We start from the raw sequence: 24708 nt of genomic DNA on the forward strand, positions 1-24708 counted from the left end.
TTTTTTACGTCTGGACGCGTCCATACAGCGGTCACGCTAAAGTGGTAGCCATGAGCGCGGTTGCCAAACATCAGTCCCATGCCCCTTCGGGCACGCCAAAGCCGAGCCCGGCGGCGCTGAATGCGGCTGCCGCAAGCTTTGCCGCGCTGACGGCCCGGCTCGACTACCTGAGCCCCGAAGACACCGAGCTGGTCCGCCGCGCCTACCGCTTTGCCGACGAGGCGCACCTGGGCCAGCTGCGCAACAGCGGCGAACCGTACATCACCCACCCCATCGCGGTGGCAGCGCAATGCGCCGAATGGAAGCTCGACGCCCAGGCGCTGATGGCCGCCCTGCTGCACGATGCCATCGAAGACTGCGGCGTTACCAAGCCGGAACTCATCGAACGCTTTGGGGCCCCGGTGGCCGAACTGGTCGACGGCCTCACCAAGCTGGACAAGCTGCAGTTCAATACCCGCGAAGAGAACCAGGCCGAATCGTTCCGCAAGATGCTGCTGGCCATGGCGCGCGACGTGCGCGTCATCCTGGTCAAGCTGGCCGATCGCACGCACAACATGCGCACGCTCGACGATGCGCCGCGCGAAAAATGGGCCCGCATTTCTCGCGAAACACTCGAAATCTATGCGCCCATCGCGCATCGGCTGGGTCTGAACCAGACGTACCGCGAATTGCAGGAGCTGTCGTTCCGCCACCTGAAACCCTGGCGCTACGCCACCCTGTCGAAGGCAGTGTCCAGGGCGCGGGGGCGCCGCCGAGATCTGATCCATAAGGTGCAGCGCGAGGTCGAGACCGCCTTTGCCAACGCCAACATGACGCTGCGCATCGCCGGACGCGAAAAAACGCTCTATTCGATCTACCGCAAGATGGAAGAAAAGCACCTGAGCTTTGCCCAGGTGACCGACATCTACGGCTTTCGCCTGATCGTGCCGAACGTGATCGCCTGCTACACCGGCCTTGGCATCCTGCACCAGATGTACAAGCCGCTGCCGGGCAAGTTCAAGGACCACATCGCCATTGCCAAGCTCAACGGCTACCAGTCACTGCACACCACGCTCGTGGGCCCGGCCGGCGTGAACGTGGAGTTCCAGCTGCGCACCGAGGCCATGCACGTGGTGGCCGAATCGGGGGTTGCGGCGCACTGGCTCTACAAGGCCGCGGAGCCGAATGCGGCGAGCAACGACAGGCTGGGTACCAAGTGGCTGCAGTCGCTGCTCGACATCCAGGACGAAACGCGGGATGCCGCCGAGTTCTGGGACCACGTCAAGGTCGACCTCTTTCCGGATGCGGTGTACGTGTTCACGCCCAAGAGCCAGATCCTGGCCCTGCCGCGCGGCGCTACGGTGGTCGACTTTGCCTACGCCATCCACAGCAACATCGGCGACCACACCTCGGCCGCCCGCATCAACGGCGACCAAGTGCCGCTGCGCACCGAGCTCAAGAACGGCGACGTGGTCGAGGTGATTACCGCCCCCGTATCGACGCCCAACCCGGCCTGGCTCGGCTTTGTGCGAACCGGCCGCGCGCGCTCCAAGATCCGCCACTACCTGAAGACCCTGGCCCATGCGGAATCCGAGGGCCTGGGCGAAAAGCTGCTGGCGCAGGCGCTGCGCGCCGAAGGCCTCAGCAAGCTGCCGGCCGACGATGCCGAACATCAGGCACTCTGGGAAAAACTGCTGCGCTTTACGGGCAACCGCACCCGCGCTGAACTGCTGACCGACATCGGCCTGGGCAAGCGGATTGCCAGCATCGTGGCAAAGCGCCTGGTGGCCATGCTGTCAGAACTGGGCGAGCGGCCGGATGCACTGCTGCTGAGCCGCGAACGCTTCATTTCGCACGAAACCATCTCGCAAGGTGCCGTCACGCTGGATGGCAGCGAGAACTCGTCGGTTCGATTTGCGCTGTGCTGCCGGCCCATCCCCGGCGACGAGATCGTCGGATACCTCGGGCATGGCGAAGGCCTGGTGGTGCACACCGAAAGCTGCGGCGTCGGCCAGCGCCTGCGCCACAAGGACAGCGAACGCTTCTTCGCGGTCGAATGGGCAGACGAACCCACCCGCGCCTTCGAGACCGGCGTGGTCATCACCGTGCGCAACGACAAGGGCGTGCTGGCCCGCGTGGCCGCCACCCTGGCGGACGCCGAAGCCGACATCACGCACGTCGAGATGGCCGACGAAACCCCACAGGATTCGACCGACCTGCGCTTCGTGATCGCCGTGCGCGACCGGACCCACCTCGACGCCGTCTTGCGCGCCGCGCGGCGGACCGCCTCGGTGCTGACCGCCGCGCGCACGGTTCCCGCGGCCTGAAAAGACCGCAGCGTTGAATGGTTACGCCGGACCGGGGGCCGGGTAGCTGACCGACAGCAGTTCCACTTCGTGCGTGCCGCCCGGCGTGACGAGCTTCACCACGTCGCCCTCGCGTGACTTGAGCAACGCCCGCGCAATCGGCGAAATCCAGCTGACCTGCGACTTGGTGCTGTCGGCTTCATCGATGCCCAGGATCGTCACGCTGCGTTCGTCGCCGGTCTCGTCGACGTAGCGCACCGTGGCGCCAAAGAAAACCTGGTCGCTGCCGTGGTGCACCGAGGGATCGGTGACCTCCGCGATCTCGAGCCGCTTGGTGAGAAAGCGAATGCGCCTGTCGATTTCCCTGAGGCGCTTCTTGCCGTAGAGATAGTCGCCGTTCTCCGAGCGGTCGCCGTTCTTGGCGGCCCAATGCACGGCCTCCACCACCTTGGGGCGCTCTTCGTCCATCAACTGGAGCAACTCGTCGCGCAGCCGGGCATAGCCGGCCGGCGTCATGTAGTTCCTGCTGCCGCTGGGCAGTGCGGGCGCGCTGCTGTCGCCGTCATCGTCGTCGCCGTCAGCGTCGGTTTCCTTGGTGAATGCTTTGCTCACGATAGAAGCTCCGGATCCATTTTTCTCAACCCAGGTCCGAGCGCTTGCAGTCGAAGACCACGCTTTGCTCGACCGCTCGCAGCGCAGGCACCTTGTTGGCGAAAGCGACGCCTGCGCTGACAAGGCGCCACTCGCTCGCCTTGAACAGCTTGAAAAGGTGCGTGACCTCGGTCCCGACCGTGGGAATGGAGTTGAAAACATAAACCGGTTCCCCGGACTGGCTCTCTTCCATGCCCACCAGATCGGCCCTCATCTTGCCCATGGTTTCCGTGTCTTTCGTTCGGGAACGCACGACGTCGAGGTTGACGGTGCGGGAGTGCTCGTCGATCGAGATTCTGCGGACCCAGTTGAAAGGCGCTGCAGGCCCATTGCTTGCCCCCGGAACGCAGGTGATGGTTCCTGCCGATGCCGCCCCTGCTGCTGAAAACAGCATGAGGAATTGGAGTGCAAGCCGGTTTGCCGAGATGCTCATGGTGCCCTGCGCGTTGTATGACTGGGCTGAACTTTAGCCCCAGGCGCATGAGCGTGCTTTCTCTACGCACCGTGACCACGGCTGCATCGGCTGAAATGGATGCGATGGGCCAAAAGAAAATGGCCTAGAAGATCGAAACCTTCTAGGCCATTCAAGAGAGTGGTGCGGCTGGCAGGAATTGAACCCACGACCCCTTGGTTCGTAGCCAAGTACTCTATCCAACTGAGCTACAGCCGCACAGCTATCGATTATAGCATCCATTTCGCCCCCCGGCGAACCAGGTCAGAAAATGAATGCCAAGTGGTAGGCCGTGATGGGCTTGAACCATCGACCAACGGATTATGAGTCCGCTGCTCTAACCAACTGAGCTAACGGCCCACGAGAGGCCACGATTCTATTCGCGGCGCTGACTACTTGCGGTGGCTCAGCGCATTGCTGACCAGCCGGGAGGTGATGTCGACGATCTGGATCATGCGCTCGTAGGGCATTCGCGTCGGCCCGATGACGCCCAGCGTGCCCACCACCTGCCCGTCGACTTCATAGTTGGCGCTGACGATGGAAAGCTCCTCGAATGGCACCACCTGGCTTTCGCCGCCAATGAAGATGCGCACGCCTTCCGCCTTGCTCGACACGTCGAGCAGCCGCATCAGTTGCGCCTTTTGCTCGAACAGCTCGAATGCACGGCGCAACTGTCCCATGTCGCTCGAAAAGTCGGTCACGGAAAGCAGGTTGCGCTCGCCGGAAATCACGACGTCGTCTTCTTGCGCCTCGGTGAGCACCTCGGAGCTGACGTTGACTGCCGCCTGCATCAGCGCAGCAATCTCGCCGCGCAGTTTTTCGACTTCGGACTGGAGCCGGTCGCGCACCTGCTCGATGGTCAGGCCCGCATAGTGGGCATTGATGTAGTTCGATGCCTCCACCAACTGCGACTGCGAATAATCGGCTTCCGGGAAGATCACCCGGTTCTGCACGTCGCCGTCGGGCGAGACGATGATCACCAGCAGCCGCCGGTCCGAAAGCTTCAGGAATTCGATCTGCTTGAACACCGAGGCGCGCCGCGGCGCCATGACGACGCCGACGAACTGCGACAGGTTGGACAGCAGATTGGCGGCGTTGGCAATCACCTTCTGGGGCTGGTCGGGCGCAAGGCTCGGCGCGCTCATCTGCTCGCGCTGCGCCGTGAGCATGGTGTCGACGAAAAGCCGGTAGCCGCGAGCGGTGGGAATGCGTCCGGCCGAGGTGTGCGGGCTGGCAATCAGCCCCAGCGACTCGAGATCCGACATCACATTGCGGATGGTCGCGGGGGACAGGTCCAACCCGGGCGCGCGCGACAAAGTCCGCGACCCGACCGGCTGGCCTTCGGCGATGTAACGCTCGACCAGCGTCTTGAGGAGCAACTTGGCACGGTCGTCCAGCATTGGAAGATTTTAGTGTTGTAATTTGTAGATGACTTCCCGCTTTCGTCACGTCGCGCTGATCGGCAAATACCAGGCTTCAGGCGCCCGGGCGCAGGCAGACGCGCGCGACGGCGTCATGGAAGATATCGGCGCCTTCCTGGAATCTCAAGGGTGCCAGGTCTTCGTCGAAAAATCGGCGGACGGCGAAGCCGATGCGGATGCGAACGTCGGCGGCCGCTACGAACCGCTGAGTGTCGAGGAAATCGGCCAGCGCTGCGATCTGGGCCTTGTGGTGGGGGGCGACGGCACCATGCTGGGCATCGGCCGCCAGCTGGCGTGCTACGGCATTCCACTGATCGGCATCAACCGCGGGCGGCTCGGCTTCATCACCGATATTCCGCTCGACAACTACCAGGCCACGCTGATCCCGATGCTGGCCGGCGAGTACGAGGAAGACCACCGCAGCCTCATGCATGCGCAGGTCATGCGCGACGGCGCATCGGTGTTCGACGCGCTGGCAATGAACGACGTGGTGGTCAACCGCGGCGCCACCTCGGGCATGGTCGAGCTGCGGGTTTCGGTCGGCCGGCATTTCGTGGCCAACCAGCGCGCCGACGGCCTGATCATCGCTTCGCCCACCGGCTCGACGGCCTACGCGCTCTCGGCTGGCGGGCCGCTGCTGCATCCCGCGGTGCCGGGCTGGGTGCTGGTGCCCATTGCACCGCACACGCTCTCGAACCGCCCGGTGTTGCTGCCCGATGCCGACGAGATCGTGATCGAGCTGGTGGCCGGGCGCGACGCCAGCGCCAATTTCGACATGCAGTCGCTGGCGTCCCTCGCCATCGGCGATCGCGTGGTGGTGCGGCGCTCCGACTTCCGGGTGCGCTTTCTGCATCCACGCGGATGGAGCTATTTCGACACGCTGCGCAAGAAACTTCATTGGAACGAAGGGGGCTCCTGAGATGGCGCTGCGACGCATCGCACTGCGCGACTTCGTGATCGTGCGATCACTCGAACTCGACCTGTCCTCCGGCTTCACGGTATTGACCGGCGAAACCGGGGCGGGCAAATCCATATTGATCGATGCGCTTCAGCTGGCGCTCGGCAACCGTGCCGACGCAGGCGCAGTGCGCGAGGGTGCCGAGCGGCTCGACGTGAGCGCCGAGTTCGACGCCGATCCGGCCTTTGCAGCCTGGCTCGACGAAGGCGGATTCGAATCCGGCGACGCCCTGCTGCTGCGCCGCACCGTCGACCTGCAAGGCCGCAGCCGCGGCTGGATCAACGGAAGCCCGGCCACGGCCACGCAGCTGCGGGAGCTCGGCGATCGCCTGCTCGACATTCACGGCCAGCATGCGTGGCAGAGCTTGACGCGTCCCGAGGCCGTGCGCGGCCTCCTCGACGCTTATGCCGGAGTGCGCACCGATGCGCTGGACGCGGCTTGGCAAGCGTGGCGACAAGCCCTCTCCGCGCTCGACCACGCGCGCTCGGCGCAAGATTCGCTGCAGCGCGAGCGTGAGCGGCTGCAATGGCAGATTGCCGAGGTGATGAAGCTGGCCCCCGCCGAAGGCGAGTGGGAAGAGCTCTCGACCAACCATGCCCGCGTCTCCAACGCACAGGCGCTGATCGACGCGGCGCAAGGCGCCAGCCAGGCGCTGGAAGACGACGACAACGGCGCGCTGGCAGCGCTTTCGCGCGCAGTCGCCCTGCTGCAGAACTGCGAGCACATCGAACCCGAATTCCGCGCACTTGGCGAGGTGCTGGCCTCCAGCGTGGCACAGGCCTCTGACGCCGCGCATTCGCTGCACGGGTACCTGCGCGACGCGGAAGCCGATCCGCAGCGCCTTGCCGAGCTGGACGAGCGCATGGGGCTCTGGATGTCGCTGGCGCGCCGCTACAAGCGCACGCCGAACGACCTGCCGGCGCTGCTGGCAGGCTGGCAGGCCGAGCTGAAGGCGCTCGATGCGCAAAGCGACCTCGAAGGGCTGGAGCGCGCCGAGCAAAATGCGCAGCAGGCCTACATGAAAGAGGCCAAGGCGCTCGGCAAAACGCGCAAGCAAGCGGCACCGCGTCTGGCCGAAGCGGTCACCAAGGCGATGCAGGGGCTTGGCATGCAAGGCGGCAGATTCGAAGTCGAGCTGCAGCCGCTGGCGCAGCCGGGCCGCGCCGGACTTGAAGACGTTGCCTTTCTCGTGAGCGGCCATCCCGGCAGCACGCCCCGCCCCATCGGCAAGGTGGCGTCGGGCGGCGAGCTTTCCCGCATTGCCCTGGCCATCGCGGTGACCACAAGCCAGCTTGGCGCAGCGCAGACGCTGATCTTCGACGAGGTCGATGCCGGCGTCGGCGGGGCCGTGGCCGAGACCGTGGGGCGTCTCATGAAACAGCTCGGGCGCGATCGCCAGGTCTTGGCGGTCACCCATCTGCCGCAAGTGGCCGCCTGCGCCGATCACCACCTGGTGGTCGCCAAGCGCCAGACGACCGCAGCCGGCCAGGACGGCCCGCGCACCGAAAGCGGCGTCGCGCGGCTCGACGACGACAACCGCGCCCGCGAAATCGCCCGCATGCTCGGCGGCGAGAAGGTTTCGCAGACTTCGCTGGCGCATGCCCGCGAAATGCTGGGCCACAAGACTTCGGCAGCGCTGTGATGGACCTCGACCTGGTGCTCATCACCGGCATGTCGGGCTCTGGCAAGTCGGTGGCGCTGCATGCGCTGGAAGACGCCGGCTATTACTGCGTCGACAACCTGCCGCCCGAGCTGCTGACCCCTTTCATCGCACTGCAGCACGAACAGCAGGCCACGCGCGTCGCCATTGCCATGGACGTGCGCAGCGGCGTGTCGCTGCCGATCGTTCCGCAGCAGCTCGACGCCTTGCGGAATGACGGCGTCTCGCTGCGATCGCTTTTTCTGGACGCAACCACCGACGCGTTGCTGCGGCGCTATTCGGAGACCCGTCGGCGCCATCCGCTTTCGCGCCAGGAGGGCCGCACCGATGCTCCCGAGCAGGAGCGCGCGCTGGTTCAGGCCATCGAACTCGAGCGCGAATTGCTGGCCGACTTGCGCGATGGCGCCGACGTGATCGACACCAGCCTCATCCGCCCGGCCCAGTTGCAGAGCTACATCAAAGCGCTGATCTCTGCGCCACAGAGTCCACTGACGCTGGTGTTCGAGTCGTTCGCCTTCAAGCGTGGTGTGCCGCTGGACGCCGACTTCGTGTTCGACGTGCGCATGCTGCCCAATCCGCACTACGTAGCCACGCTGCGCCCCCTGACAGGCCGCGATGCGCCGGTGGTCGAATGGCTGCGCGAGCATGAAGACGTGGCGCGCATGTACGACGACATCGAGCAGTTTCTTTCGCGCTGGCTCGATGCACTGGCCCGGGACCATCGCAGCTACGTGACTGTGGCCATCGGCTGCACGGGCGGCCAGCACCGCTCGGTGTTCCTGGTCGAGCAACTGGCGCGCGCATTCGGAACCCGTTGGGGCGCCCTCAAGCGGCACCGGGAGCTCGACGCGATCTGAGCTCGCCGCTAGCTTGCGCTGCTCTCCAAAAGCAGCTTGCGCACGGGCGCCGGCAATCCCAAGCGGCCCCACTCTTGCGCATCCACCCAGCGCGCGGCATCGCCCCGCGGCTGGCCGCCGCTGTGAAGCAGCACCGGGTGAAGATGCAAGTCCTTGTGGGTCAGCACGTGCACGAAGGGCGGCAGGTCTTGAGTGTGGCGCTGCTCGGCGGGCGGTAGCGCGGCCAACAGCTCTTCGCGGGTGTCGAACACCGGCAGGCAATAGAGCCCCGCCCAGATGCCCTTTGCGGGGCGCTTCTCCAGCCAGATACGGCCTTCAGCATCTCGCGCCAACAGCGCCCAGAGCGACTGAGCGCTGCGCTTCAATTTGCGGGTCTTGAAGGGATAGCGCTCCGGCTGCCCCTCCCTCAGTCCCACGCAGCTCGGGCTCACCGGGCAGATCATGCAGCTCGGCTTGCGCGGAAGGCAGACCGTCGCGCCCAAGTCCATCACCCCTTGCGTGTAGCTGGCGATGGCTTCTTTCTGCTCGGCCGGCGGAAGCAGTTGCGTGGCCTGGTCCCACAGCGCGCGCTCCTGCGCCGACGAAGACATGTCGCCGCCAAAGCCGAGCACGCGCGTCAGCACGCGTTTCACGTTGCCGTCGAGAATCGCGACCCTCTCACCAAAGCAGAAGGCCGCGATCGCCGCGGCGGTGGAGCGGCCAATGCCGGGCAAAGTCGTGAGCTCGGCGGCCGTGCGCGGAAACTCGCCGCCGAAGCGGGCCACCACCTCCTGTGCGCAGCGGTGCATGTTGCGCGCGCGGCTGTAGTATCCGAGGCCACTCCAGAGTCCGAACACCTCGTCCTCGGTGCCCGCAGACAGTGCCGACACGTTCGGAAAGCGTTCGAGAAAGCGCGCGAAGTACCCGAGCACGGTCGAGACCTGAGTCTGCTGGAGCATGACTTCCGACAGCCAGACGCGGTAGGGATCCCGCGTGTTCTGCCACGGCAATTCGCTGCGGCCGTGGGTGCGCTGCCAAGCCACGACCTGCTCGGCGAAACCGGTGGGTGCCTGCAGTTCGGTGGCCGCGACGGACAACACCGGACGTTCAGGCCGCACGCAGTTCGCCGATGGCGGCGGCCGCGGCGACCGGCCTTCCCTGTTGCGTGATCATCGAAGTGAATTCCTGCAGCCGGACATGCAACTCGGCCAGGTTGCTCTCTTGCGCGGACAGTTCGAGCAGGCGCTCGTCGAGGTTGCCGGCCGCACTCTGGATGCGCTCGATCGCCTCGATGCGCTTGGTGAAGTTGCGGCGGCGCTCCTTCAGCTGTGCGTCGATCTGCGCACTGGCGCCTTTGCTCCAGCGCTCGACCTCGGTCATTGCAGCCTCGTTGACCAGCCGCAGCCGGCTTGCGAGCGCGCGTACAAGCTTGTCGCAGAAGTCCGCCTGTGCCAGCTTCAGCAGATTGCCCACGCCCAGGTAGTGAATGTGGCTGCGCTCGATCTGGCTCAGCTCCTGCTCGAAGCTGGTCAGGTCCGGCTCGGCGGGTGCCTGCAAGGTGAAGCCCTGCTCCGCGTTGAGCTGGCGGAAGGTCGCGTGCAGCATCGATTGGATCTCGGCCGTGGTCGCCTGCACTTCGCGCAGGTTGTTGCGCAGCGAGTCGAAGGTTTCGCCGTACACCTTGCGCACGTTGAGCTTGATGCCCGGGCGCTTGAGCGCGCCCGAAAGCCGCACCATGTCGGCCTTGAGCGCGGTGCGGCCGAGCACGGCATAAACCTCGCGCAGCAGCTTGCCCTGCACGGAGCGCAAGGCCAGGATGCGCGTGTTGCTGCCCTCGAACTCGGTCTGCTCCTGGTCGATGCGCCCACGCATGTGGCGGATGACCGAAATATTCTTGCCGCGCAGGCCCTGCAGCTCGAGCGCCTGCTCCGACAGGTCGCGCTGGCGCACCTTCAGGATGCGCTCGGCCTCGACCCGCAGCGCCACCATGCCCGCATCCACGGCAAGCCGCAGCATGGTTTCGCGCTTGCCCAGCACGCCTTCGGCGAGCAGCGTTTCGAGCGCCGGCAGTCGGCTGGCGTCGAGAAGCCGCACATCGCGCTGGATCTTTGCCTGCAGGCCCTTTTGCGCCGACACCGGCAGCACCTGAACGAGCGGAACCTCGAGAAACTTGGCCGCTACTTCGCGCTGCCGCTCGATCTGCATCTCGATCTGCGCGGGTGTGCTGAGCGAGTCCCACATGGTGTCGATCTTGTTGAGCACCACGAAGCGCGTGTCGCTGCCTTCGCTTTCGGTGACCAGGTGCTCGCGCCAGATGGACAGGTCGGAGCGGGTCACCCCGGTTTCCGCGCCCAGGATGAAGACGACCGCATGGGCCTGCGGGATCAGGCTCACCGTGAGTTCGGGTTCAGCGCCGATCGCGTTCAGGCCCGGAGTGTCTAGGATCACCAGCCCCTGCTCCAGCAAGGGATGCGGCATGTTCAAGATGGCATGGCGCCAGCGTGGAATCTCGACCCGGCCTTCGGCGTCCTGCACCGGGTTGTCGTCCGGCGTCTCTTCGTTCCAGAAGCCCAGAGCGTGCGCCTCGTCCTTGCTGACCCAGCGCACCTCGGCCACCTTGCCCATGGCCAGGGCCAGTTGCTCGGCGTTCTCCACGTCGATCGCGATTTCGGTCCAGCGCGTGGGCTTTTCGCGCCAGTGCGTGAGCGAATGAGGCTCCAGGCGGGTTTCAATCGGCAGCAGCCGCAGCTTGGGGGCCTGCGCGGCGTCATAGCCCAGTTCGGTCGGGCACATCGTCGTGCGTCCCGCACTGGCCGGCATGATGCGCCGCCCGTAGCCCGCGAAGAAGATCGCGTTGATCAGCTCCGATTTGCCGCGCGAGAACTCGGCCACGAAGGCAACCATGACCTTGCTGTTGCGGATCTGCAGCTCCAGGCCGCGCAGGCGCTCGGCCACGGCCTGGTCGAGCAGCTCGTTTTCGGTCAGCCAGCGGGTCAGCCACTGGAGGCGATGCGCAAAATTGCTTCGCCAGGCACCGTGCTGATCGAGTTGTTGATTGAAAGAGCGGCTCAAAGGGAATATGTAAGAAACAACTTACAAATATAGCATCGCAAGCTGTGGGGCAGGATATTCGAACGCGCGGGCCGAAACACTATTTTTGACAATTTGGGCAATAGTAAGTCGAACGCTGCCCCTGGCGCAGTTGCCGTATCGGCGTTGCGCAGACCCGACAAGGCTCGCCCGCTCTGCCGTAAACCGTCGCTTCGAGCTGAAAGTAGCCGTTCTGCCCGTCTACATTGGAGAAGTCGCGAAGCGTGCTGCCGCCCTTCTCCACCGCCCTCGCGAGAATCTCGCGCACTGCCGCATGGAGCTTGGCCGCGCGTGGCCGGCTGATGCGCGCGGCCGAAAGGGTCGGGCGTATGCCCGCCTGGAACAGCGCCTCGGACGCATAGATGTTGCCGACGCCCACCACCACGTCGCCCGCAAGCAGCACCTGCTTCACTGCCGTCCGGCGTTTGCGAAGACCGGCATGAAACGCATCCAGGTCGAACGCGTCGCCCAGCGGCTCCATGCCGAGGCCGCCGAGCAACTTGACGGCCCAGGGCGCGGCCTCATCGTCCACGTAGACCACGGCGCCGAAGCGGCGCGGATCGTTGAGCCGCAGCGTGCCGCGGTCGGTGACCAGATCGAAGTGATCGTGAGCGCCAGGGGCGGGAAGCGCCGCGTCGAAGCGCAGGCTGCCCGACATGCCCAGGTGCAGCAGCAGCAGCCCGCGGTCCAGGTCGATCAGCAGGTACTTGCCGCGCCGGCGCACCTGCAGCACCCGCCGTCCGGCCAGCGCCTCGGGCGCGACCATGAGTGCCCAACGCAGGGGCTTGCCGATGCGAACCGCATCGATGCGTGCACCGGCGATGCGCTCGGCAAAACCGCGCCGCGTCACTTCGACTTCGGGAAGCTCAGGCATGAAATTGAAAACTCCGGGCTGCGACGAAGCCCCACGTAATGCTGGCTCAAAAGCTTGGATTATTATGGTTCGATGATTCCATCGCTCCGCCGACACCGCCTTGCGGCGGCCGCGTCTCTCGTCTTGCTGGCTTGCGCCGTTCAAGCGCAAACCTCCGACCCCGCCTCGCCCAAGAGTCCGGCACCCATCATCGAGCGGCCGGCCCCATCCCGGGGGACAAAGCCCGTGCCGGCACCCGCCGCCGCGAAGCCAACCGGTGCAAAGCTTGCCAGCGAACCCATCGCGCAGCCCTCGGCCCTGACCGCGGAACTGTTCTACGAAATCCTGATGGGCGAGATGACCACGCGCTCCGGCGATCCCGGATCGGGCTATGCGCTGGTGCTCGACGCGGCCCGGCGGCTGCGCGACGGAAAGCTGTTCCAGCGCGCGGTCGAAATCGCCCTGCAATCGCGCTCCGGCGACGCGGCCCTGGCGGCCGCCCGTGCGTGGCAGGAAACGCTGCCCAATTCACGCGATGCACGCCGCATCGAACTTCAAATCCTGATTGCGCTCAACCGCATCAGCGAAACCGTCGCGCCGCTGCGCGCCGAGATCGCGGCCACGCCGCAGATCGAGCGGCCGATGCTGATGGCGGTGATCGCCCGCAATTACTCGCGCGCCTCCGACAAGAAGCTGGCCGCGTCAGTGGTCGAACAGGCACTGGTCGACGAGCTCAAGAGCCCCAGCGCCAGCGGCCTTGCCTGGGCAACGGTCGGCCGCATGCGCCTGAATGCCGGCGACACCTCTGGCGCACTGGACGCTGCGTTCAAGGGCCAGCAGCTCGACCCCGCATCCGACGCGCCGGCCGCGCTGGCACTCGAGATGATCGACCCCGGCCAGCCGCTCGCAGAACCGATCGTCACGCGCTACCTGGCCAACAACCCCAAGGCGGCGCCCGACCTGCGCATTGCCTACGCACGCGTGCTGGTCGAGAACCGCCGCTATACCGATTCGGCCGCGCAATTGCAGACACTCACCACGGCACGGCCCGAATTGGCCGAGCCGTGGCTGCTGCTCGGCAGCCTCCAGGCTCAGGCCCGGCAGGACGCGGCGGCCGAAACGTCGCTCAAGCGCTATATCGATCTGGCGGCCAACCAAAAAGATGCGGAAGATCGCCAGCGTGGCACCACGCAGGCCTACCTCGTTCTGTCGCAGCTGGCGGAACGCCGCAAGGACTTCACGGCCGCTGAGCGCTGGCTTGCACGCGTCGACAGCACCGACGACCTGGTTGTTGCCCAGACCCGCCGCGCGGGCCTGCTGGCGCGCCAGGGCAAGCTGCCCCAGGCACGCGAACTCGTGCGCGGCCTGCCCGAGCGCACGGCAGAGGACAAGAAGCAGAAATTCCTCGCCGAAGTGCAGCTGCTGCGCGACGCCAAGCAATACCAGGCCGCTTACGACATGCTGGCCCAGGCGTCCGCCGCTGCCCCCAACGACAGCGATCTGGTCTACGACCAGGCCATGGTGGCCGAAAAGCTGAACCGGCTCGATGAAATGGAGCGGCTGCTGCGCCGGCTGATCGAGCTCAAGCCCGAGAACCAGAACGCCTACAACGCGCTCGGCTACTCCTTCGCAGACCGCAAGATCCGGCTCGACGAGGCGCGCACGCTGATCCAGAAAGCAGTTCAACTGGCGCCTGAAGACCCGTTCATTGCCGACAGCCTGGGCTGGGTGGAGTTCCGGTTGGGCAACACGACCGAAGCCATTCGCATCCTCGAGGCGGCCTACAAGACACGGCCCGATCCTGAAATCGGCGCGCATTTTGGCGAAGTGCTCTGGACCACCGGACAGAAGGACCGCGCGGTCGTCATCTGGAAGGAAGCCCTGCTGAGCGACGCTGAAAACGAGACGCTGCAGGAGACGCTCAAGCGCTTGCGGGTCAAGCCGTGACGGCCATGCTTTCTCCCGGGCTTGATGGTGGCCGCCGGAGCATGCTGGCGGCGGGCGTTGCGGCAATGCTGCTCGCGGCCGGCTGCGCGCAGCTCCCGAGCGGCACGCGGCCCCAGGGCACGGACGCATGGAGCGGCCGCATGTCGCTGCGCATCGACAGCCAGCCTGTGCAAACCTTTTCCGCCTTGTTCGAGCTGCGCGGTTCGCCCGAGTCGGGCGAACTCTCGCTCACGAGCCCGATCGGCAGCACGCTGGCCCAATTGCACTGGTCACCGGGCGAGGCCCTGCTCAAGAATGGCAGCGAGACCCGGCGCTATGAATCGGTCGATGCGCTGATCGAAGCGGCCACCGGCGCCGCCATCCCCGTGGGCGCGCTCTTCGGCTGGCTTGCGGGCCGCGACGAGCGCGTGCCCGGCTGGCGTCCCGACCTGGGGCAGATCGCCAACGGCCGCTTGCAGGCCACCCGCGAGGCCCCCAGCCCCACGGCGGACCTGCGCATCGTGTTCGAACGGTCATGAAGGCGATCTACGACCTTCCCGCACCGGCCAAGCTCAACCTCTTTTTGCACATCACGGGCCGGCGCGAAGACGGCTACCACCTGCTGCAGTCGGTCTTCATGCTGATCGACTGGTGCGACACGCTCCACGTCGAGTTGCGCCACGACGGCCGGCTCAGCCGCGAAGACCTGACGACCGAACTGCCGCCCGACGACCTTGTCCTGCGCGCGGCGCGCGCGCTTCAGGCGCACGCGGCGCCCGGCCAGGGCGCCCACATCGGCATTGCCAAGCAGGTGCCGGCGCAGGCGGGCATGGGCGGGGGCTCTTCCGACGCCGCGACCTGCCTGCTGGCCTTGAACCGGCTGTGGAAGCTGAACCTGCCACTGACCCGCCTGGCCGAAATCGGCGTGAAACTGGGCGCCGACGTGCCGTTTTTCCTCGGCGGGCGCAACGCGTGGGTCGAGGGAATCGGCGAAAAAATCACCCCCGTGAACGTCATTTCGGCACGGTTCGTGGTGGTCAAGCCACCCGATGGGCTCGATACCCGGCTAATTTTTTCTGCGCCGGACCTTCAACGCGCAACTCCTGTTGCTATAATCTCGGGCTTTGCTGCAGATAGCGAACAGCTTGAAGCCCAAGACCACGAAAGCAGCGCTTTCAAGGTTTTCGACTTCGGCCACAACGACCTGCAGCCGGTTGCCCAGCGGCTTTGCCCCGCGGTCTCCGAAGCCATCGAATGGCTCGGCGCCCAAGGACTGAAAGCCCGGATGACCGGCTCCGGAAGTTCGGTATTCGCGAAAATGCCGCAAGGGCCGCAAAAAGCGGAACTGGCCGAAGCCCCAACGGGCTGGCAGGTTCGTCAATGCAACAATTTGGCCGTTCATCCACTTTGGGGATGGGCGACCTGAAGATGATCGGACTGTGAAGGTCCGATGCGACATATATCGGTTTGTGGTGAAAACCATCGACCCGTGTAGGGGAGTCGCCAAGCTGGTTAAGGCACTGGATTTTGATTCCAGCATGCAAAGGTTCGAATCCTTTCTCCCCTGCCAAATTTCTTCAGGCTGCGGTTTAACCGCCGCAGCGCTTCAAACTGCGGCCCACCGGCCGCAGTGCTTCTTTTGCAGCACACCCGCTGCAATAATTGGCGGCCCCTGGGTCGCCACGATTCAAACTCTTTGGCGGCTTCCTAAAAGCCAATTCGCACTGCCGGGACGCGCTCATGCAGGCTAATCACCCTGATTTCATGGTTTTCACCGGTAACGCCAACCCTGGCCTGGCCGCGGAAATCGCGCACAACCTCGGCACCTCGCTGGGCGCCGCACGCGTGGGTCGCTTCTCCGACGGCGAAGTCACCGTCGAGATCAACCAGAACGTGCGGGCGCGCGATGTGTTCGTGGTGCAGTCGACCTGCGCACCGACCAACGAGAACCTGATGGAACTGCTGATCATGGTCGACGCGCTCAAGCGCGCTTCGGCCGAGCGGATCAGCGCAGTGATTCCCTATTACGGCTATGCCCGCCAGGACCGCCGCCCGCGCTCGAGCCGCGTGCCGATCTCGGCCAAGGTGGTGGCCAACCTGCTGGAAACCGTGGGCGTCGAGCGCGTGCTCACCATGGACCTTCACGCCGACCAGATCCAGGGCTTCTTCGACATTCCGGTCGACAACATCTATGCGTCGCCGGTGCTCTTGGGCGACCTGCGCCAGAAGAACTACGAAGACCTGATCGTGGTCTCGCCCGACGTGGGCGGCGTGGTGCGCGCGCGCGCGCTGGCCAAGCAACTGAACTGCGACCTCGCCATCATCGACAAGCGCCGCCCGAAGGCGAACGTGAGCGAGGTCATGAACGTGATCGGCGAGATCGACGGGCGCAACTGCGTGATCATGGACGACATGATCGACACCGCCGGCACGCTGGTCAAAGCGGCCGAGGTGCTCAAGGAGCGCGGCGCCAAGAGCGTCTACGCCTATTGCACGCACCCGATCTTCTCGGGCCCGGCCATCGAGCGCATCACCCACTCCGCGCTCGACGAAGTGGTCGTGACCAACACCATTCCCCTTTCCGACGGCGCCCTGGCGTGCGGAAAGGTCCGCCAGCTCTCCGTGGCACCGCTGATCGCCGAAACGATCCAGCGCATTGCCAAGGGCGAGTCGGTGATGAGTTTGTTCTCGGACCAGGACAACCTGTTCTGACCGAGCAAAAAGCGGGCGCCACCTTCCTTTTTACGGAACGGCGCCCTTGTTGAACCGGAGTCGCACTGGTCGCGGTGGACTCTCACAGGAGTTGTTATGAAATTCGTCGCTTTTGAGCGCGCAAAGCAGGGCACGGGTGCGAGCCGCCGTCTCCGCATCTCGGGCAAGACGCCCGGTATCGTCTACGGTGGTGAAGGCCAGCCCCAGCTGATCGAGCTCGATCACAACGCGCTGTGGCACGCCCTCAAGAAGGAAGCCTTCCACTCGTCGATTCTCGAAATGGAACTCGGCGACGCCACCAGCAAAGTGCTGCTGCGCGACGTGCAATACCACCCGTTCCGCCAGCTGGTGCAACACATCGACTTCCAGCGCGTCGATGCCAAGACCCGCCTGCACATGAAGGTGCCGCTTCACTACAAGGGTGAAGAAGAGTCCGACGCCGTCAAGCTCGACCACAACCTGGTGACGCACGTGATGAACGAGCTCGAAGTGAGCTGCCTGCCGAGCGACCTGCCCGAGTTCATCGAGGTCGACCTCTCCAGCCTCAAGAAGAACGCCACGCTGCACGTCAGCGACATCAAGCTGCCCAAGGGCGTGAAGTTCGTAAGCCACGGCAAGCTGAACCCCGTCATCGTGTCGGCCGTGCCTCCGCTGGTCGCCGAAGAGCCGGCAGCTGCCGCTGAAGGCGCCGCAGCTGCCGAAGGCGCCGCACCGGCTGCCAACGGCAAGCCGGCCGCCAAGACGGCAAAGCCCGCCGCGAAGAAGTAATTTCCTTCGCGTCCCTGCAAAAGGCCCGCCTCGTGCGGGCCTTTTGCTTTGGGGCCGGCGAGATAATTCCCCTCATGATCAAGTTGTTTGTCGGCCTCGGTAACCCGGGTCCTGAATACGAAGCCACCCGGCACAATGCCGGCTTCTGGTGGATCGACGCCCTGGCGCGCGACTGGAAACTCAACCTCGTGCCAGAGCGCAGCTATCACGGCCTCGCGGCCCGCGCGAACATCGGCGGGCAAAGCGTCTGGCTCCTGGAGCCGCAGACCTTCATGAACCTGTCGGGTAAATCGGTGGGCGCGCTCGCGCGCTTCTTCAAGATTGCGCCCGAAGAAATTCTCGTGGTGCACGACGAGCTCGACGTAGTGCCCGGCCAAGCCAAGCTCAAGTTCGGCGGCAGCCATGCGGGCCACAACGGGCTGCGCGACATCCATGCGCAGCTGGGCACCGGCGACTACTGGCGCCTGCGCCTGGGCATCGGCCACCCCGGCGTGAAGTCGGAGGTCATCAACTGGGTGCTCAAGAAGCCGCTGAAGGAACAGCGCGAAGCCATCGAGGACGCCATCGTTCGCACCCTGCACGCGGCACCCGCGCTGGTGGCCGGCGAAATGGAAAAAGCCACCCTGATCATTCACACGAGCAAACCGCCCCGGCCCAAACCGCCGCGGCGAGAGCCCGGCGATGGAGGCGCGCCCGCCGCCCCCTAGTCAGCCGGCCCAGAGCGCGGGAGAGCGAGAGAAAAAGGGAGAGAAAAAGAAAATGAAAAGAAAATCGATCGCCGGAAAAATGACAGTTGCTATCCTTTTGGTAGCTTCCGGCACTTTCTGCCTGTCCTCTGCCGCGCAAGGAAGGGCCGAAGCCTACCGATGCGGCAACACCTACACCGACCGCCCCTGCGAGGGCGGAAGGCCGGTGAAAGTAGACGACGCGCGCACCGATGCGGACCGCCGTGCCTCGGAGGCTGGCACGCAAAGGGCCGAGGCGCGCGCCGACCAGTTGGAGCGCATCAGACTGTCGGAGGAAAAAGAAGCCTACGAGCGCAGCCGAAGGTCGGCCCACGAGGCACGGCAAGCCGCCATCAATGAACGCCGGCTCGCCTCCTCCGAGCAGCTGGCGCGGGCACGGGCGCAAAAACTCAGCGCCGAGCCGCACAAGTCGAGCGCGCGCTTCAGCGGCTCGGCCGATGGGAAACAGGCATCTGCCCCGGGCGAGGGCGGCAAGAAGAAAAAGCGCAAATCGGCCGGCTCAAGCGTCGGCTGAGGGCGTCTCGGTCCGCGGCTGCGGCTCTGAAGCAGCGGCAGCAGCGGCAGCCGCGGCGGCCTTGGCCGCGGCGAGCCGTTCGAACTTCTGCCACAGCGTCTCGCGGCTTTCCACGTGCTCCGGATGAATCGGGATGCACGCGACCGGGCACACCTGCACGCACTGCGGCTCGTCGAAGTGGCCGACGCATTCGGTGCACTTGTGCGGGTCGATCTCGTAGAACTCCGCGCCCATGTAGATGGCATCGTTCGGGCACTCGGGCTCGCAGACATCGCAATTGATGCATTCGTCGGTGATCATGAGGGCCATACCCGATTATCGCGAACAAGGCACGCTTGTTGCAGGAGTCGGGTTATGCTGCGCCCCGCCCCATGAGCCTGTTCATTCTCAAGCGCCTTGCCACGCTGATCGCCACGTTGATCGGCGCTTCGGTCATAGTTTTCCTGGTCCTGGAGATCCTGCCCGGCAATGCCGCGCAGATGCTCATGGGGCCCGACGCCGCGCCGGAGGCGGTGGCGGCCCTCGCCACCAAACTCGGCCTCGACCAGCCCGCCTGGACACGCTACTGGCACTGGATTGCGGGCCTCCTGACCGGCAATCTTGGCGACAGCTACGCCTACAGCTCGCCCGTGCTCGACCTCATCCTGGAACGGCTCGCGCTCACCGTGCCCCTTGCACTGCTCGCGATGGCGTTGACCACGGTGCTCGCGCTGCTGGTTGGCGTGACCGCCGCCGCGCGCCACAACAAGCTCGGCGACGTGGGCCTGATGGGACTCACGCAGGTGGGCATCGCCATTCCCAATTTCTGGTTCGCCATCCTGCTGATCCTGGTGTTCTCGGTTCAGCTGCAATGGTTCTCGGCCGGCGGCTTCGAGGGTTGGGGCGAAGGCATCTTTGCCGGCATCAAGTCGCTGCTGCTGCCGGCGCTGTCGCTCGCGGTGGTGCAAGCCGCGATCCTCGCGCGCATCACGCGCTCGGCGGTGCTCGAGGTGATGCGCGAAGACTTCGTGCGCACCGCGCGCGCCAAGGGCGTTTCGCAGCGTGCGGTGCTCTGGACCCATGTGCTGCGCAACGCGATGATTCCCGTAGTCACGGTCATGGGCATGCAGTTTTCCGAACTGCTGGCCGGCACCATCGTGGTGGAAAACGTGTTCTACCTGCCGGGCCTGGGCCGGCTGATCTTCCAGGCCATCAGCAACCGCGACCTCATCGTGGTGCGCAATTGCGTGATGCTGCTTGCGGCCCTGGTGGTCATCGTGAACTTCGTGGTCGACGTGCTCTACGCCGTGATCGATCCGCGCATCAAGGCGAGCGACATATGAGCGCTATACCCATTCCGAGCGCAGCGGCGCTCAAGGTGCCAGGCTTCTGGCGCCGTGCGCTCCGGCACCGCAGCTTCGTGCTCGGCGGCGCGCTGACGCTGCTCCTGCTGCTTGCCGCCATCGTCTCGCTGGTGTGGACGCCCTGGTCGCCCTACGAGATGGACATGGCCAGCAAGCTGAAGCCGCCTTCGGGCTCTCACTGGCTGGGCACCGACACCTACGGGCGCGACGTGGCTTCGCTGCTGCTGGTGGGCGCGCGGGCGTCCATCCTGGTGGGCGTGATCGCGGTGGGCATCGGCCTGGTCGTGGGCACGGCGCTGGGCCTGCTCGCCGCCGCGCGGCGCGGCTGGGTCGAGGAAGCGATCATGCGGCTCACCGACTTTTCGCTCGCCTTTCCGGCCATCCTGTCGGCCATCATGATGACGGCCGTGTTCGGCGCCGGCATCGTCAACGCGATCATCGCCATCGGCATCTACAACATCCCGACGTTCGCACGCATCACGCGCGCTTCGGCCAACGCCATCTGGTCGCGCGAATACGTGGCTGCCGCGCGCGCCTGCGGCAAGGGTTCGTTCGCCATCACGATGCAGCACGTGCTGCCCAACATCTCGGCCGTGCTGATCGTGCAGATCACCATCCGCTTCGCCATTGCCATCCTGGCCGAGGCCGCCCTTTCGTACCTGGGTCTGGGCACGCAGCCGCCGCAGCCTTCGTGGGGCCGCATGCTCAGCGAGGCGCAGACGATGATGTTCCAGTCGCCGCTGCTCGCTGTGTTCCCGGGCATGGCCATCGCGATGGCGGTGCTGGGCCTCAACCTGCTCGGCGACGGGCTGCGCGACCTGCTCGACCCGCGCCTTGCGCGCGCCCGCTAAGCGATATGCCACTTCTCGAAGTCAAGGACCTGCACGTCGAACTGCAAACGCAGCGCGGCCCCGCCGAGGCCGTGCGCGGCATCGGCTTTACGCTCGAGCGCGGCGAAACGCTGGGCATCGTCGGCGAATCGGGCTGCGGCAAGTCGATCACGGTGCAGTCGCTGATGGGCCTGCTGCCATCCACCGCCAAGGTCACCGGCAGCATCCGCTTCGACGGCACTGAACTTGTCGGCCGAGACGAGAAAGCCATGTGCCAGATTCGCGGCAACCGCATCGGCATGATCTTCCAGGAGCCGATGACGGCATTGAACCCAGTTCACACCATCGCGCGCCAGGTCGGCGAGCCGCTGCGCCTGCACCGCGGGCTCACCGGCGCCGAAGCGCGCAAGGAAGTGCTGGCGCTGCTCGAGCGCGTGGGCATCCCGGATGCGGCTTCGCGGCTCGACGCCTATCCGCACCAGTTCTCGGGCGGCCAGCGCCAGCGCATCGGCATTGCGATGGCCCTGGCCTGCGGCCCCGACCTGCTGATTGCCGACGAGCCCACCACCGCGCTGGACGTCACCATCCAGAAGCAAATTCTTGATCTCATCCAGGGTCTTGTCGCCGAGCGTGGCATGGCGCTGATCCTGATCTCGCACGACCTTGGCGTCATTGCCCAGACCGTCTCGAAAATGCTGGTGATGTACGGCGGCAGCGTGGTCGAGAGCGGCCCGACCGAAACCGTGTTTGCCGAGCGCGCGCATCCCTACACGCAGGGCCTGTTCGCGGCGCGGCCGGCGCTTGGCGCGCCGCGCGGCATTCGCCTGGCCACCATCCGCGGCAGCGTGCCCGAATTGATCGACCTGCCGCAAGGCTGCCCCTTTGCGGGTCGATGCAAGTACACGGTCGATGCCTGCCACGCGACCCGCCCGCCGCCCACGGTATTGCGGCACGACCACGCCGTGCGATGCATCCGGCTCGACGAAATTGCCGCGGAAGGCGCACTCGAAGCATGAGCCAATCCACCAGCAATCAGCCCCTGCTCGAGGTGACGGACCTCGTTCGCCACTACGCCCTGCCGCGCGAAAAGCTCTTCGGCCCGCCGCCGCTTGTGAAGGCGCTCAACGGCGTGAGCTTCCAGGTGCAGGCCGGCAAGAGCGTGGGCATCGTAGGTGAATCGGGCTCCGGCAAGTCGACCATCGCACGCCTGGTGATGGCGCTCGACACCCCCACGTCGGGCAGCGTACGCATGCTGGGCCGCGATCTGCACCAGCTGCCCCGCAGCGACCTGCGGGTGGCGCGGCGCGATTTCCAGATGGTGTTCCAGGACCCTTACGGCTCGCTCGATCCGCGTCAGACCGTGGCGCGCATCGTGGCCGAGCCGCTCGAAGCGCTGGCCGAAACCAGCCGCGCCGTGCAGCGCGAGCGCGCCTCGGAAGCCCTGGCCGCTGTGGGCCTGCGCACCACCGACATGGACAAGTACCCACACGAATTCTCTGGCGGGCAACGCCAGCGGATTGCAATTGCGCGCGCGCTCATCACGCGCCCCAAGCTCATCGTCGCCGACGAGCCCGTAAGCGCGCTCGACGTGTCGGTGCAGGCCCAGGTGCTCAACCTGATGCAGGACCTGCAGCAGCAGTTCGGCATCAGCTACCTGCTCATCAGCCACGACCTCGCGGTGGTGAACCACCTGTGCGACGAAGTGTGCGTGGTGTGGAAGGGCAAGATCGTCGAACAGGGCCCGCCCGGCGAGCTGTTCCGCAATGCGCAGCATCCGTACACGCGTACGCTGCTCGACGCGGTGCCGCGCACACCCACCGGCGGCACGCTGCTGGCAGCCTGAGCCCTCCCCCGGCAGGCCCATGGCCTGACATCGAAGCTTCGCGAGGCGGCTCTAGGATGACTGGGTCATAAGCATCTGGTTGCGCGGCCGCCCCTGTCTCGCTGAAGATGCCTGCCCCTTGTTCCGAGGACATTGCTTCATGCTCAAACGACGCACCCTGCTCGCCACCGGCGCCGCGGCCCTGGCCCCCTTCGCGCTGCCGACGATTGCATTGGCGCAGCGAAAGAAGGACTCACTGGTGCTGGCGCTCACGCTCGAACCCACGGGCCTGGACCCCACGGCCAAGGCCGGTGCCGAGATCGCGGAAGTGGTGCTCTACAACGTCTTCGAAACACTCACCAAGATCAACTCCGATGGCAGCGTGACGCCGCTGCTGGCCGAAACCTGGGAAATCTCGCCCGATCTCAGGACCTACACCTTCAAGCTCAAGCGGGGCGTCAAATTCCAGAACGGCGAACCGTTCAACGCCAACACGGTGAAGTTCTCGTTCGACCGCGCCGCCGCGGCCAACAGCACCAACAAGGACAAGCGCACCTTCACCAACATCGCCGCGCAAGTGATCGACGAGCACACGGTGGTGCTGATCAACAAGGAGATCGAACCCGAGCTGCTCTTCCTGCTGGGCCAGGCCTCCGCCATCATGGTCGAGCCCAAGAGCGCCGACACCAACGCCACCAAGCCGGTCGGCACCGGCCCCTACAAGCTCGACAACTGGGCCAAGGGCTCGGCCATCGTGCTCGCCAAGTGGGACGGCTGGCGCAATGCCGACGCGGTACAGATCCGCAAGGCAAGCTTCCGCTTCATCTCGGAGCCGGCTGCGCAGACGACGGCGCTGCTCTCGGGCGACGTCGACCTGTTTCCGCACGCATCGGTGTCACGCAGCCTGCCGCAGTTCCAGAACGACAAGCGCTTCCAGGTGGTTTTCAACGCCTCGCGCGGCAAGACCATTCTTGCCATCAATAACAAGCGCAAGCCGCTCGACGACGTGCGCGTGCGCCGTGCCATCGCCGCAGCCATCGACCGGAAGGCCGTGATCGAAGCCGCTGCCGATGGCCGCGGCGTCGCCATCGGCAGCCACTATGTGCCGGGCGCGCCGGGCTATGTCGACACGACAGGCATCAACCCGTTCAACGTCGAGAAGGCGAAGCAGCTGCTGGCCGAAGCGGGCGTGAAGACGCCGCTCGAACTCGACTTCGTGCTGCCGCCGCCGCCCTATGCACGGCAAGGCGGCGAGCTCATTGCCGCGCAGCTCGCCAAGGTGGGCATCGTCGCCAAGATCCAGAACGTCGAGTGGGCTCAATGGATCAGCGGCACCTACGGCAACAAGAACTACGATCTCTCGCTGATCCTGCACGTCGAGCCCTTCGACCTCGTGAACTACACCAAGCCCGAGTACTACTGGGGCTACCAGTCGGCCAGATTCAAAGAGCTGTTCGACAAGGCGCGCAACAGCGCACGCACCGCCGATCGGCTGCGCTACCTGGGCGATACGCAGCGCCTCCTGGCCGAGGACGCGGCCAATGTCTTCCTGTACCAGCCGCAGTTCATCACGGTGGCGGCGCGCAACCTGCGCGGGCTCTGGAAGGACACGCCGATCTTCGTCAACGACATTGGCGCGCTCTCCTGGAGCTGAGGCGGCATCCGGGAACGTCCCGAGGAAAAACCTCCTCCGCGGCCCAGCGCCAAGGCGCCTGCTGCGAGAGAATGACTTTGCTGCGCGCGTGGCATCTTTCGTGCTGCGTGTCCTTCCTTCGTGCCGCGGCGCCTTCATTCGGGGCGCGGCGCACATGAAAGCAGTCATCTCGCACTCACCGTTTTCCG

The 24708-nt window shown here is 65.5% G+C and carries 23 protein-coding genes and 3 tRNA genes; 17 read left to right on the plus strand and 9 right to left on the minus strand.

Annotation, left to right across the window (positions count from 1 at the left end; translation table 11 throughout):
- The first annotated feature begins 50 nt into the window (after positions 1–50).
- Positions 51–2306 carry a RelA/SpoT family protein gene (locus BLR24_RS10460; protein ID WP_093016535.1) on the plus strand — a complete coding sequence of 752 codons (2256 nt, stop codon included), beginning with the start codon at positions 51–53 and terminating at the stop codon, positions 2304–2306.
- 21 nt (positions 2307–2327) lie between these two features.
- On the opposite strand, the gene greB is transcribed toward BLR24_RS10460, so the two are convergent.
- The 5 genes from greB to hrcA all read right to left on the minus strand — a co-directional run bounded on the left by greB (position 2328) and on the right by hrcA (position 4787).
- Complete coding sequence (gene greB, locus BLR24_RS10465) at positions 2328–2897, minus strand: transcription elongation factor GreB (RefSeq protein WP_093016537.1); 570 nt, start codon at positions 2895–2897, stop codon at positions 2328–2330.
- A gap of 25 nt (positions 2898–2922) precedes the next feature.
- Complete coding sequence (locus BLR24_RS10470; RefSeq protein ID WP_093016539.1) at positions 2923–3369, minus strand: hypothetical protein; 447 nt, start codon at positions 3367–3369, stop codon at positions 2923–2925.
- A 160-nt stretch (positions 3370–3529) separates the two neighbouring features.
- Positions 3530–3606, minus strand: a tRNA-Arg gene (locus tag BLR24_RS10475).
- A gap of 64 nt (positions 3607–3670) precedes the next feature.
- A tRNA-Ile gene (locus BLR24_RS10480) sits at positions 3671–3747 on the minus strand.
- A gap of 32 nt (positions 3748–3779) precedes the next feature.
- Positions 3780–4787: a heat-inducible transcriptional repressor HrcA gene (hrcA, locus tag BLR24_RS10485; RefSeq protein WP_055802742.1), complete on the minus strand. Its 1008-nt coding sequence runs from the start codon at positions 4785–4787 to the stop codon at positions 3780–3782.
- A 28-nt stretch (positions 4788–4815) separates the two neighbouring features.
- Here hrcA and BLR24_RS10490 point away from each other — a divergent pair, with 28 nt between their 5' ends.
- Genes BLR24_RS10490 through rapZ form a run of 3 tightly spaced genes read left to right on the plus strand, consistent with a single transcriptional unit; the run spans position 4816 to position 8283 of the window.
- Positions 4816–5727, plus strand: coding sequence for an NAD kinase (locus tag BLR24_RS10490; RefSeq protein WP_055802741.1), 912 nt, complete (start codon positions 4816–4818; stop codon positions 5725–5727).
- 1 nt (position 5728) lies between these two features.
- A complete protein-coding gene (gene recN, locus BLR24_RS10495; RefSeq protein ID WP_093016541.1) occupies positions 5729–7408 on the plus strand; it encodes a DNA repair protein RecN in 1680 nt (559 codons plus the stop codon).
- Positions 7408–8283, plus strand: a complete 876-nt coding sequence (rapZ, locus tag BLR24_RS10500) for an RNase adapter RapZ (protein ID WP_093016543.1) — start codon at positions 7408–7410, stop codon at positions 8281–8283. Before recN ends, rapZ begins: the two co-directional genes overlap by 1 nt.
- Before the next feature lie 8 nt (positions 8284–8291).
- On the opposite strand, the gene mutY is transcribed toward rapZ, so the two are convergent.
- The 3 genes from mutY to mutM all read right to left on the minus strand — a co-directional run bounded on the left by mutY (position 8292) and on the right by mutM (position 12226).
- On the minus strand, positions 8292–9359 hold the full coding sequence (mutY, locus tag BLR24_RS10505; RefSeq protein WP_093016545.1) for an A/G-specific adenine glycosylase: 1068 nt from the start codon (positions 9357–9359) through the stop codon (positions 8292–8294).
- A gap of 10 nt (positions 9360–9369) precedes the next feature.
- A complete protein-coding gene (locus tag BLR24_RS10510) occupies positions 9370–11334 on the minus strand; it encodes a dynamin family protein (RefSeq protein WP_093016547.1) in 1965 nt (654 codons plus the stop codon).
- A 79-nt stretch (positions 11335–11413) separates the two neighbouring features.
- Entirely contained in the window at positions 11414–12226 is an 813-nt protein-coding gene (mutM, locus tag BLR24_RS10515; protein WP_093016549.1) for a bifunctional DNA-formamidopyrimidine glycosylase/DNA-(apurinic or apyrimidinic site) lyase, read from the minus strand.
- Between the two features lie 72 nt (positions 12227–12298).
- On the opposite strand from mutM, the gene BLR24_RS10520 reads away from it, so the two are divergent.
- From BLR24_RS10520 to BLR24_RS10555, 8 genes are all read left to right on the plus strand, one after another.
- Positions 12299–14152, plus strand: a complete 1854-nt coding sequence (locus BLR24_RS10520) for a tetratricopeptide repeat protein (protein ID WP_093016551.1) — start codon at positions 12299–12301, stop codon at positions 14150–14152.
- Between the two features lie 5 nt (positions 14153–14157).
- Positions 14158–14670, plus strand: a complete 513-nt coding sequence (locus tag BLR24_RS10525) for a lipoprotein insertase outer membrane protein LolB (RefSeq protein ID WP_093016553.1) — start codon at positions 14158–14160, stop codon at positions 14668–14670.
- Entirely contained in the window at positions 14667–15557 is an 891-nt protein-coding gene (ispE, locus tag BLR24_RS10530; RefSeq protein ID WP_093016555.1) for a 4-(cytidine 5'-diphospho)-2-C-methyl-D-erythritol kinase, read from the plus strand. The genes BLR24_RS10525 and ispE overlap by 4 nt, the downstream gene beginning before the upstream one ends.
- A gap of 67 nt (positions 15558–15624) precedes the next feature.
- Positions 15625–15701: transfer RNA gene (locus BLR24_RS10535), tRNA-Gln, on the plus strand.
- 170 nt (positions 15702–15871) lie between these two features.
- On the plus strand, positions 15872–16843 hold the full coding sequence (locus BLR24_RS10540) for a ribose-phosphate pyrophosphokinase (RefSeq protein WP_093016557.1): 972 nt from the start codon (positions 15872–15874) through the stop codon (positions 16841–16843).
- Between the two features lie 96 nt (positions 16844–16939).
- On the plus strand, positions 16940–17611 hold the full coding sequence (locus BLR24_RS10545) for a 50S ribosomal protein L25/general stress protein Ctc (RefSeq protein ID WP_093016559.1): 672 nt from the start codon (positions 16940–16942) through the stop codon (positions 17609–17611).
- A gap of 74 nt (positions 17612–17685) precedes the next feature.
- Positions 17686–18318, plus strand: a complete 633-nt coding sequence (pth, locus tag BLR24_RS10550; RefSeq protein WP_093016561.1) for an aminoacyl-tRNA hydrolase — start codon at positions 17686–17688, stop codon at positions 18316–18318.
- A gap of 52 nt (positions 18319–18370) precedes the next feature.
- The gene (locus tag BLR24_RS10555; protein ID WP_093017321.1) at positions 18371–18871 is read left to right on the plus strand and encodes a hypothetical protein; all 501 of its coding nucleotides are present in this window, start codon (positions 18371–18373) and stop codon (positions 18869–18871) included.
- On the opposite strand, the gene BLR24_RS10560 is transcribed toward BLR24_RS10555, so the two are convergent.
- Positions 18857–19180 (minus strand): YfhL family 4Fe-4S dicluster ferredoxin, encoded by a 324-nt coding sequence (locus BLR24_RS10560; RefSeq protein ID WP_093016563.1) that lies wholly within the window; start codon positions 19178–19180, stop codon positions 18857–18859. The two genes, BLR24_RS10555 and BLR24_RS10560, sit on opposite strands and share 15 nt — an antisense overlap.
- 62 nt (positions 19181–19242) lie before the next feature.
- Between BLR24_RS10560 and BLR24_RS10565 the strand changes: the two genes are divergently transcribed.
- The 5 genes from BLR24_RS10565 (at position 19243) to BLR24_RS10585 (ending at position 24520) form a co-directional block, all read left to right on the plus strand.
- Entirely contained in the window at positions 19243–20193 is a 951-nt protein-coding gene (locus BLR24_RS10565; RefSeq protein WP_093016565.1) for an ABC transporter permease, read from the plus strand.
- Entirely contained in the window at positions 20190–21065 is an 876-nt protein-coding gene (locus BLR24_RS10570; RefSeq protein WP_093016567.1) for an ABC transporter permease, read from the plus strand. Before BLR24_RS10565 ends, BLR24_RS10570 begins: the two co-directional genes overlap by 4 nt.
- Before the next feature lie 5 nt (positions 21066–21070).
- Positions 21071–22060: an ABC transporter ATP-binding protein gene (locus tag BLR24_RS10575; RefSeq protein ID WP_093016569.1), complete on the plus strand. Its 990-nt coding sequence runs from the start codon at positions 21071–21073 to the stop codon at positions 22058–22060.
- On the plus strand, positions 22057–22887 hold the full coding sequence (locus BLR24_RS10580) for an ATP-binding cassette domain-containing protein (protein ID WP_093016571.1): 831 nt from the start codon (positions 22057–22059) through the stop codon (positions 22885–22887). Before BLR24_RS10575 ends, BLR24_RS10580 begins: the two co-directional genes overlap by 4 nt.
- Before the next feature lie 139 nt (positions 22888–23026).
- Positions 23027–24520, plus strand: coding sequence for an ABC transporter substrate-binding protein (locus BLR24_RS10585; RefSeq protein WP_093016573.1), 1494 nt, complete (start codon positions 23027–23029; stop codon positions 24518–24520).
- Positions 24521–24708: the final 188 nt, after the last annotated feature.

The organism is Variovorax sp. OV700 (genome assembly GCF_900099805.1).
Taxonomy (GTDB): Bacteria; Pseudomonadota; Gammaproteobacteria; order Burkholderiales; family Burkholderiaceae_C; genus Variovorax.

Bases quoted from the DNA above. Each gene is read 5' to 3' on its own strand.
- pth (WP_093016561.1), top strand. From the start codon at position 17,686: ATGATCAAGTTGTTTGTCGGCCTCGGTAACCCGGGTCCTGAATACGAA.
- BLR24_RS10470 (WP_093016539.1), bottom strand. From the start codon at position 3,369: ATGAGCATCTCGGCAAACCGGCTTGCACTCCAATTCCTCATGCTGTTT.
- ispE (WP_093016555.1), top strand. From the start codon at position 14,667: ATGAAGGCGATCTACGACCTTCCCGCACCGGCCAAGCTCAACCTCTTT.
- BLR24_RS10560 (WP_093016563.1), bottom strand. From the start codon at position 19,180: ATGGCCCTCATGATCACCGACGAATGCATCAATTGCGATGTCTGCGAG.
- recN (WP_093016541.1), top strand. From the start codon at position 5,729: ATGGCGCTGCGACGCATCGCACTGCGCGACTTCGTGATCGTGCGATCA.
- BLR24_RS10580 (WP_093016571.1), top strand. From the start codon at position 22,057: ATGAGCCAATCCACCAGCAATCAGCCCCTGCTCGAGGTGACGGACCTC.
- BLR24_RS10575 (WP_093016569.1), top strand. From the start codon at position 21,071: ATGCCACTTCTCGAAGTCAAGGACCTGCACGTCGAACTGCAAACGCAG.
- BLR24_RS10555 (WP_093017321.1), top strand. From the start codon at position 18,371: ATGAAAAGAAAATCGATCGCCGGAAAAATGACAGTTGCTATCCTTTTG.
- BLR24_RS10520 (WP_093016551.1), top strand. From the start codon at position 12,299: ATGATTCCATCGCTCCGCCGACACCGCCTTGCGGCGGCCGCGTCTCTC.
- BLR24_RS10570 (WP_093016567.1), top strand. From the start codon at position 20,190: ATGAGCGCTATACCCATTCCGAGCGCAGCGGCGCTCAAGGTGCCAGGC.
- BLR24_RS10585 (WP_093016573.1), top strand. From the start codon at position 23,027: ATGCTCAAACGACGCACCCTGCTCGCCACCGGCGCCGCGGCCCTGGCC.
- BLR24_RS10460 (WP_093016535.1), top strand. From the start codon at position 51: ATGAGCGCGGTTGCCAAACATCAGTCCCATGCCCCTTCGGGCACGCCA.
- BLR24_RS10565 (WP_093016565.1), top strand. From the start codon at position 19,243: ATGAGCCTGTTCATTCTCAAGCGCCTTGCCACGCTGATCGCCACGTTG.
- rapZ (WP_093016543.1), top strand. From the start codon at position 7,408: ATGGACCTCGACCTGGTGCTCATCACCGGCATGTCGGGCTCTGGCAAG.
- BLR24_RS10545 (WP_093016559.1), top strand. From the start codon at position 16,940: ATGAAATTCGTCGCTTTTGAGCGCGCAAAGCAGGGCACGGGTGCGAGC.
- mutM (WP_093016549.1), bottom strand. From the start codon at position 12,226: ATGCCTGAGCTTCCCGAAGTCGAAGTGACGCGGCGCGGTTTTGCCGAG.
- BLR24_RS10525 (WP_093016553.1), top strand. From the start codon at position 14,158: ATGCTTTCTCCCGGGCTTGATGGTGGCCGCCGGAGCATGCTGGCGGCG.
- hrcA (WP_055802742.1), bottom strand. From the start codon at position 4,787: ATGCTGGACGACCGTGCCAAGTTGCTCCTCAAGACGCTGGTCGAGCGT.
- BLR24_RS10540 (WP_093016557.1), top strand. From the start codon at position 15,872: ATGCAGGCTAATCACCCTGATTTCATGGTTTTCACCGGTAACGCCAAC.
- BLR24_RS10490 (WP_055802741.1), top strand. From the start codon at position 4,816: ATGACTTCCCGCTTTCGTCACGTCGCGCTGATCGGCAAATACCAGGCT.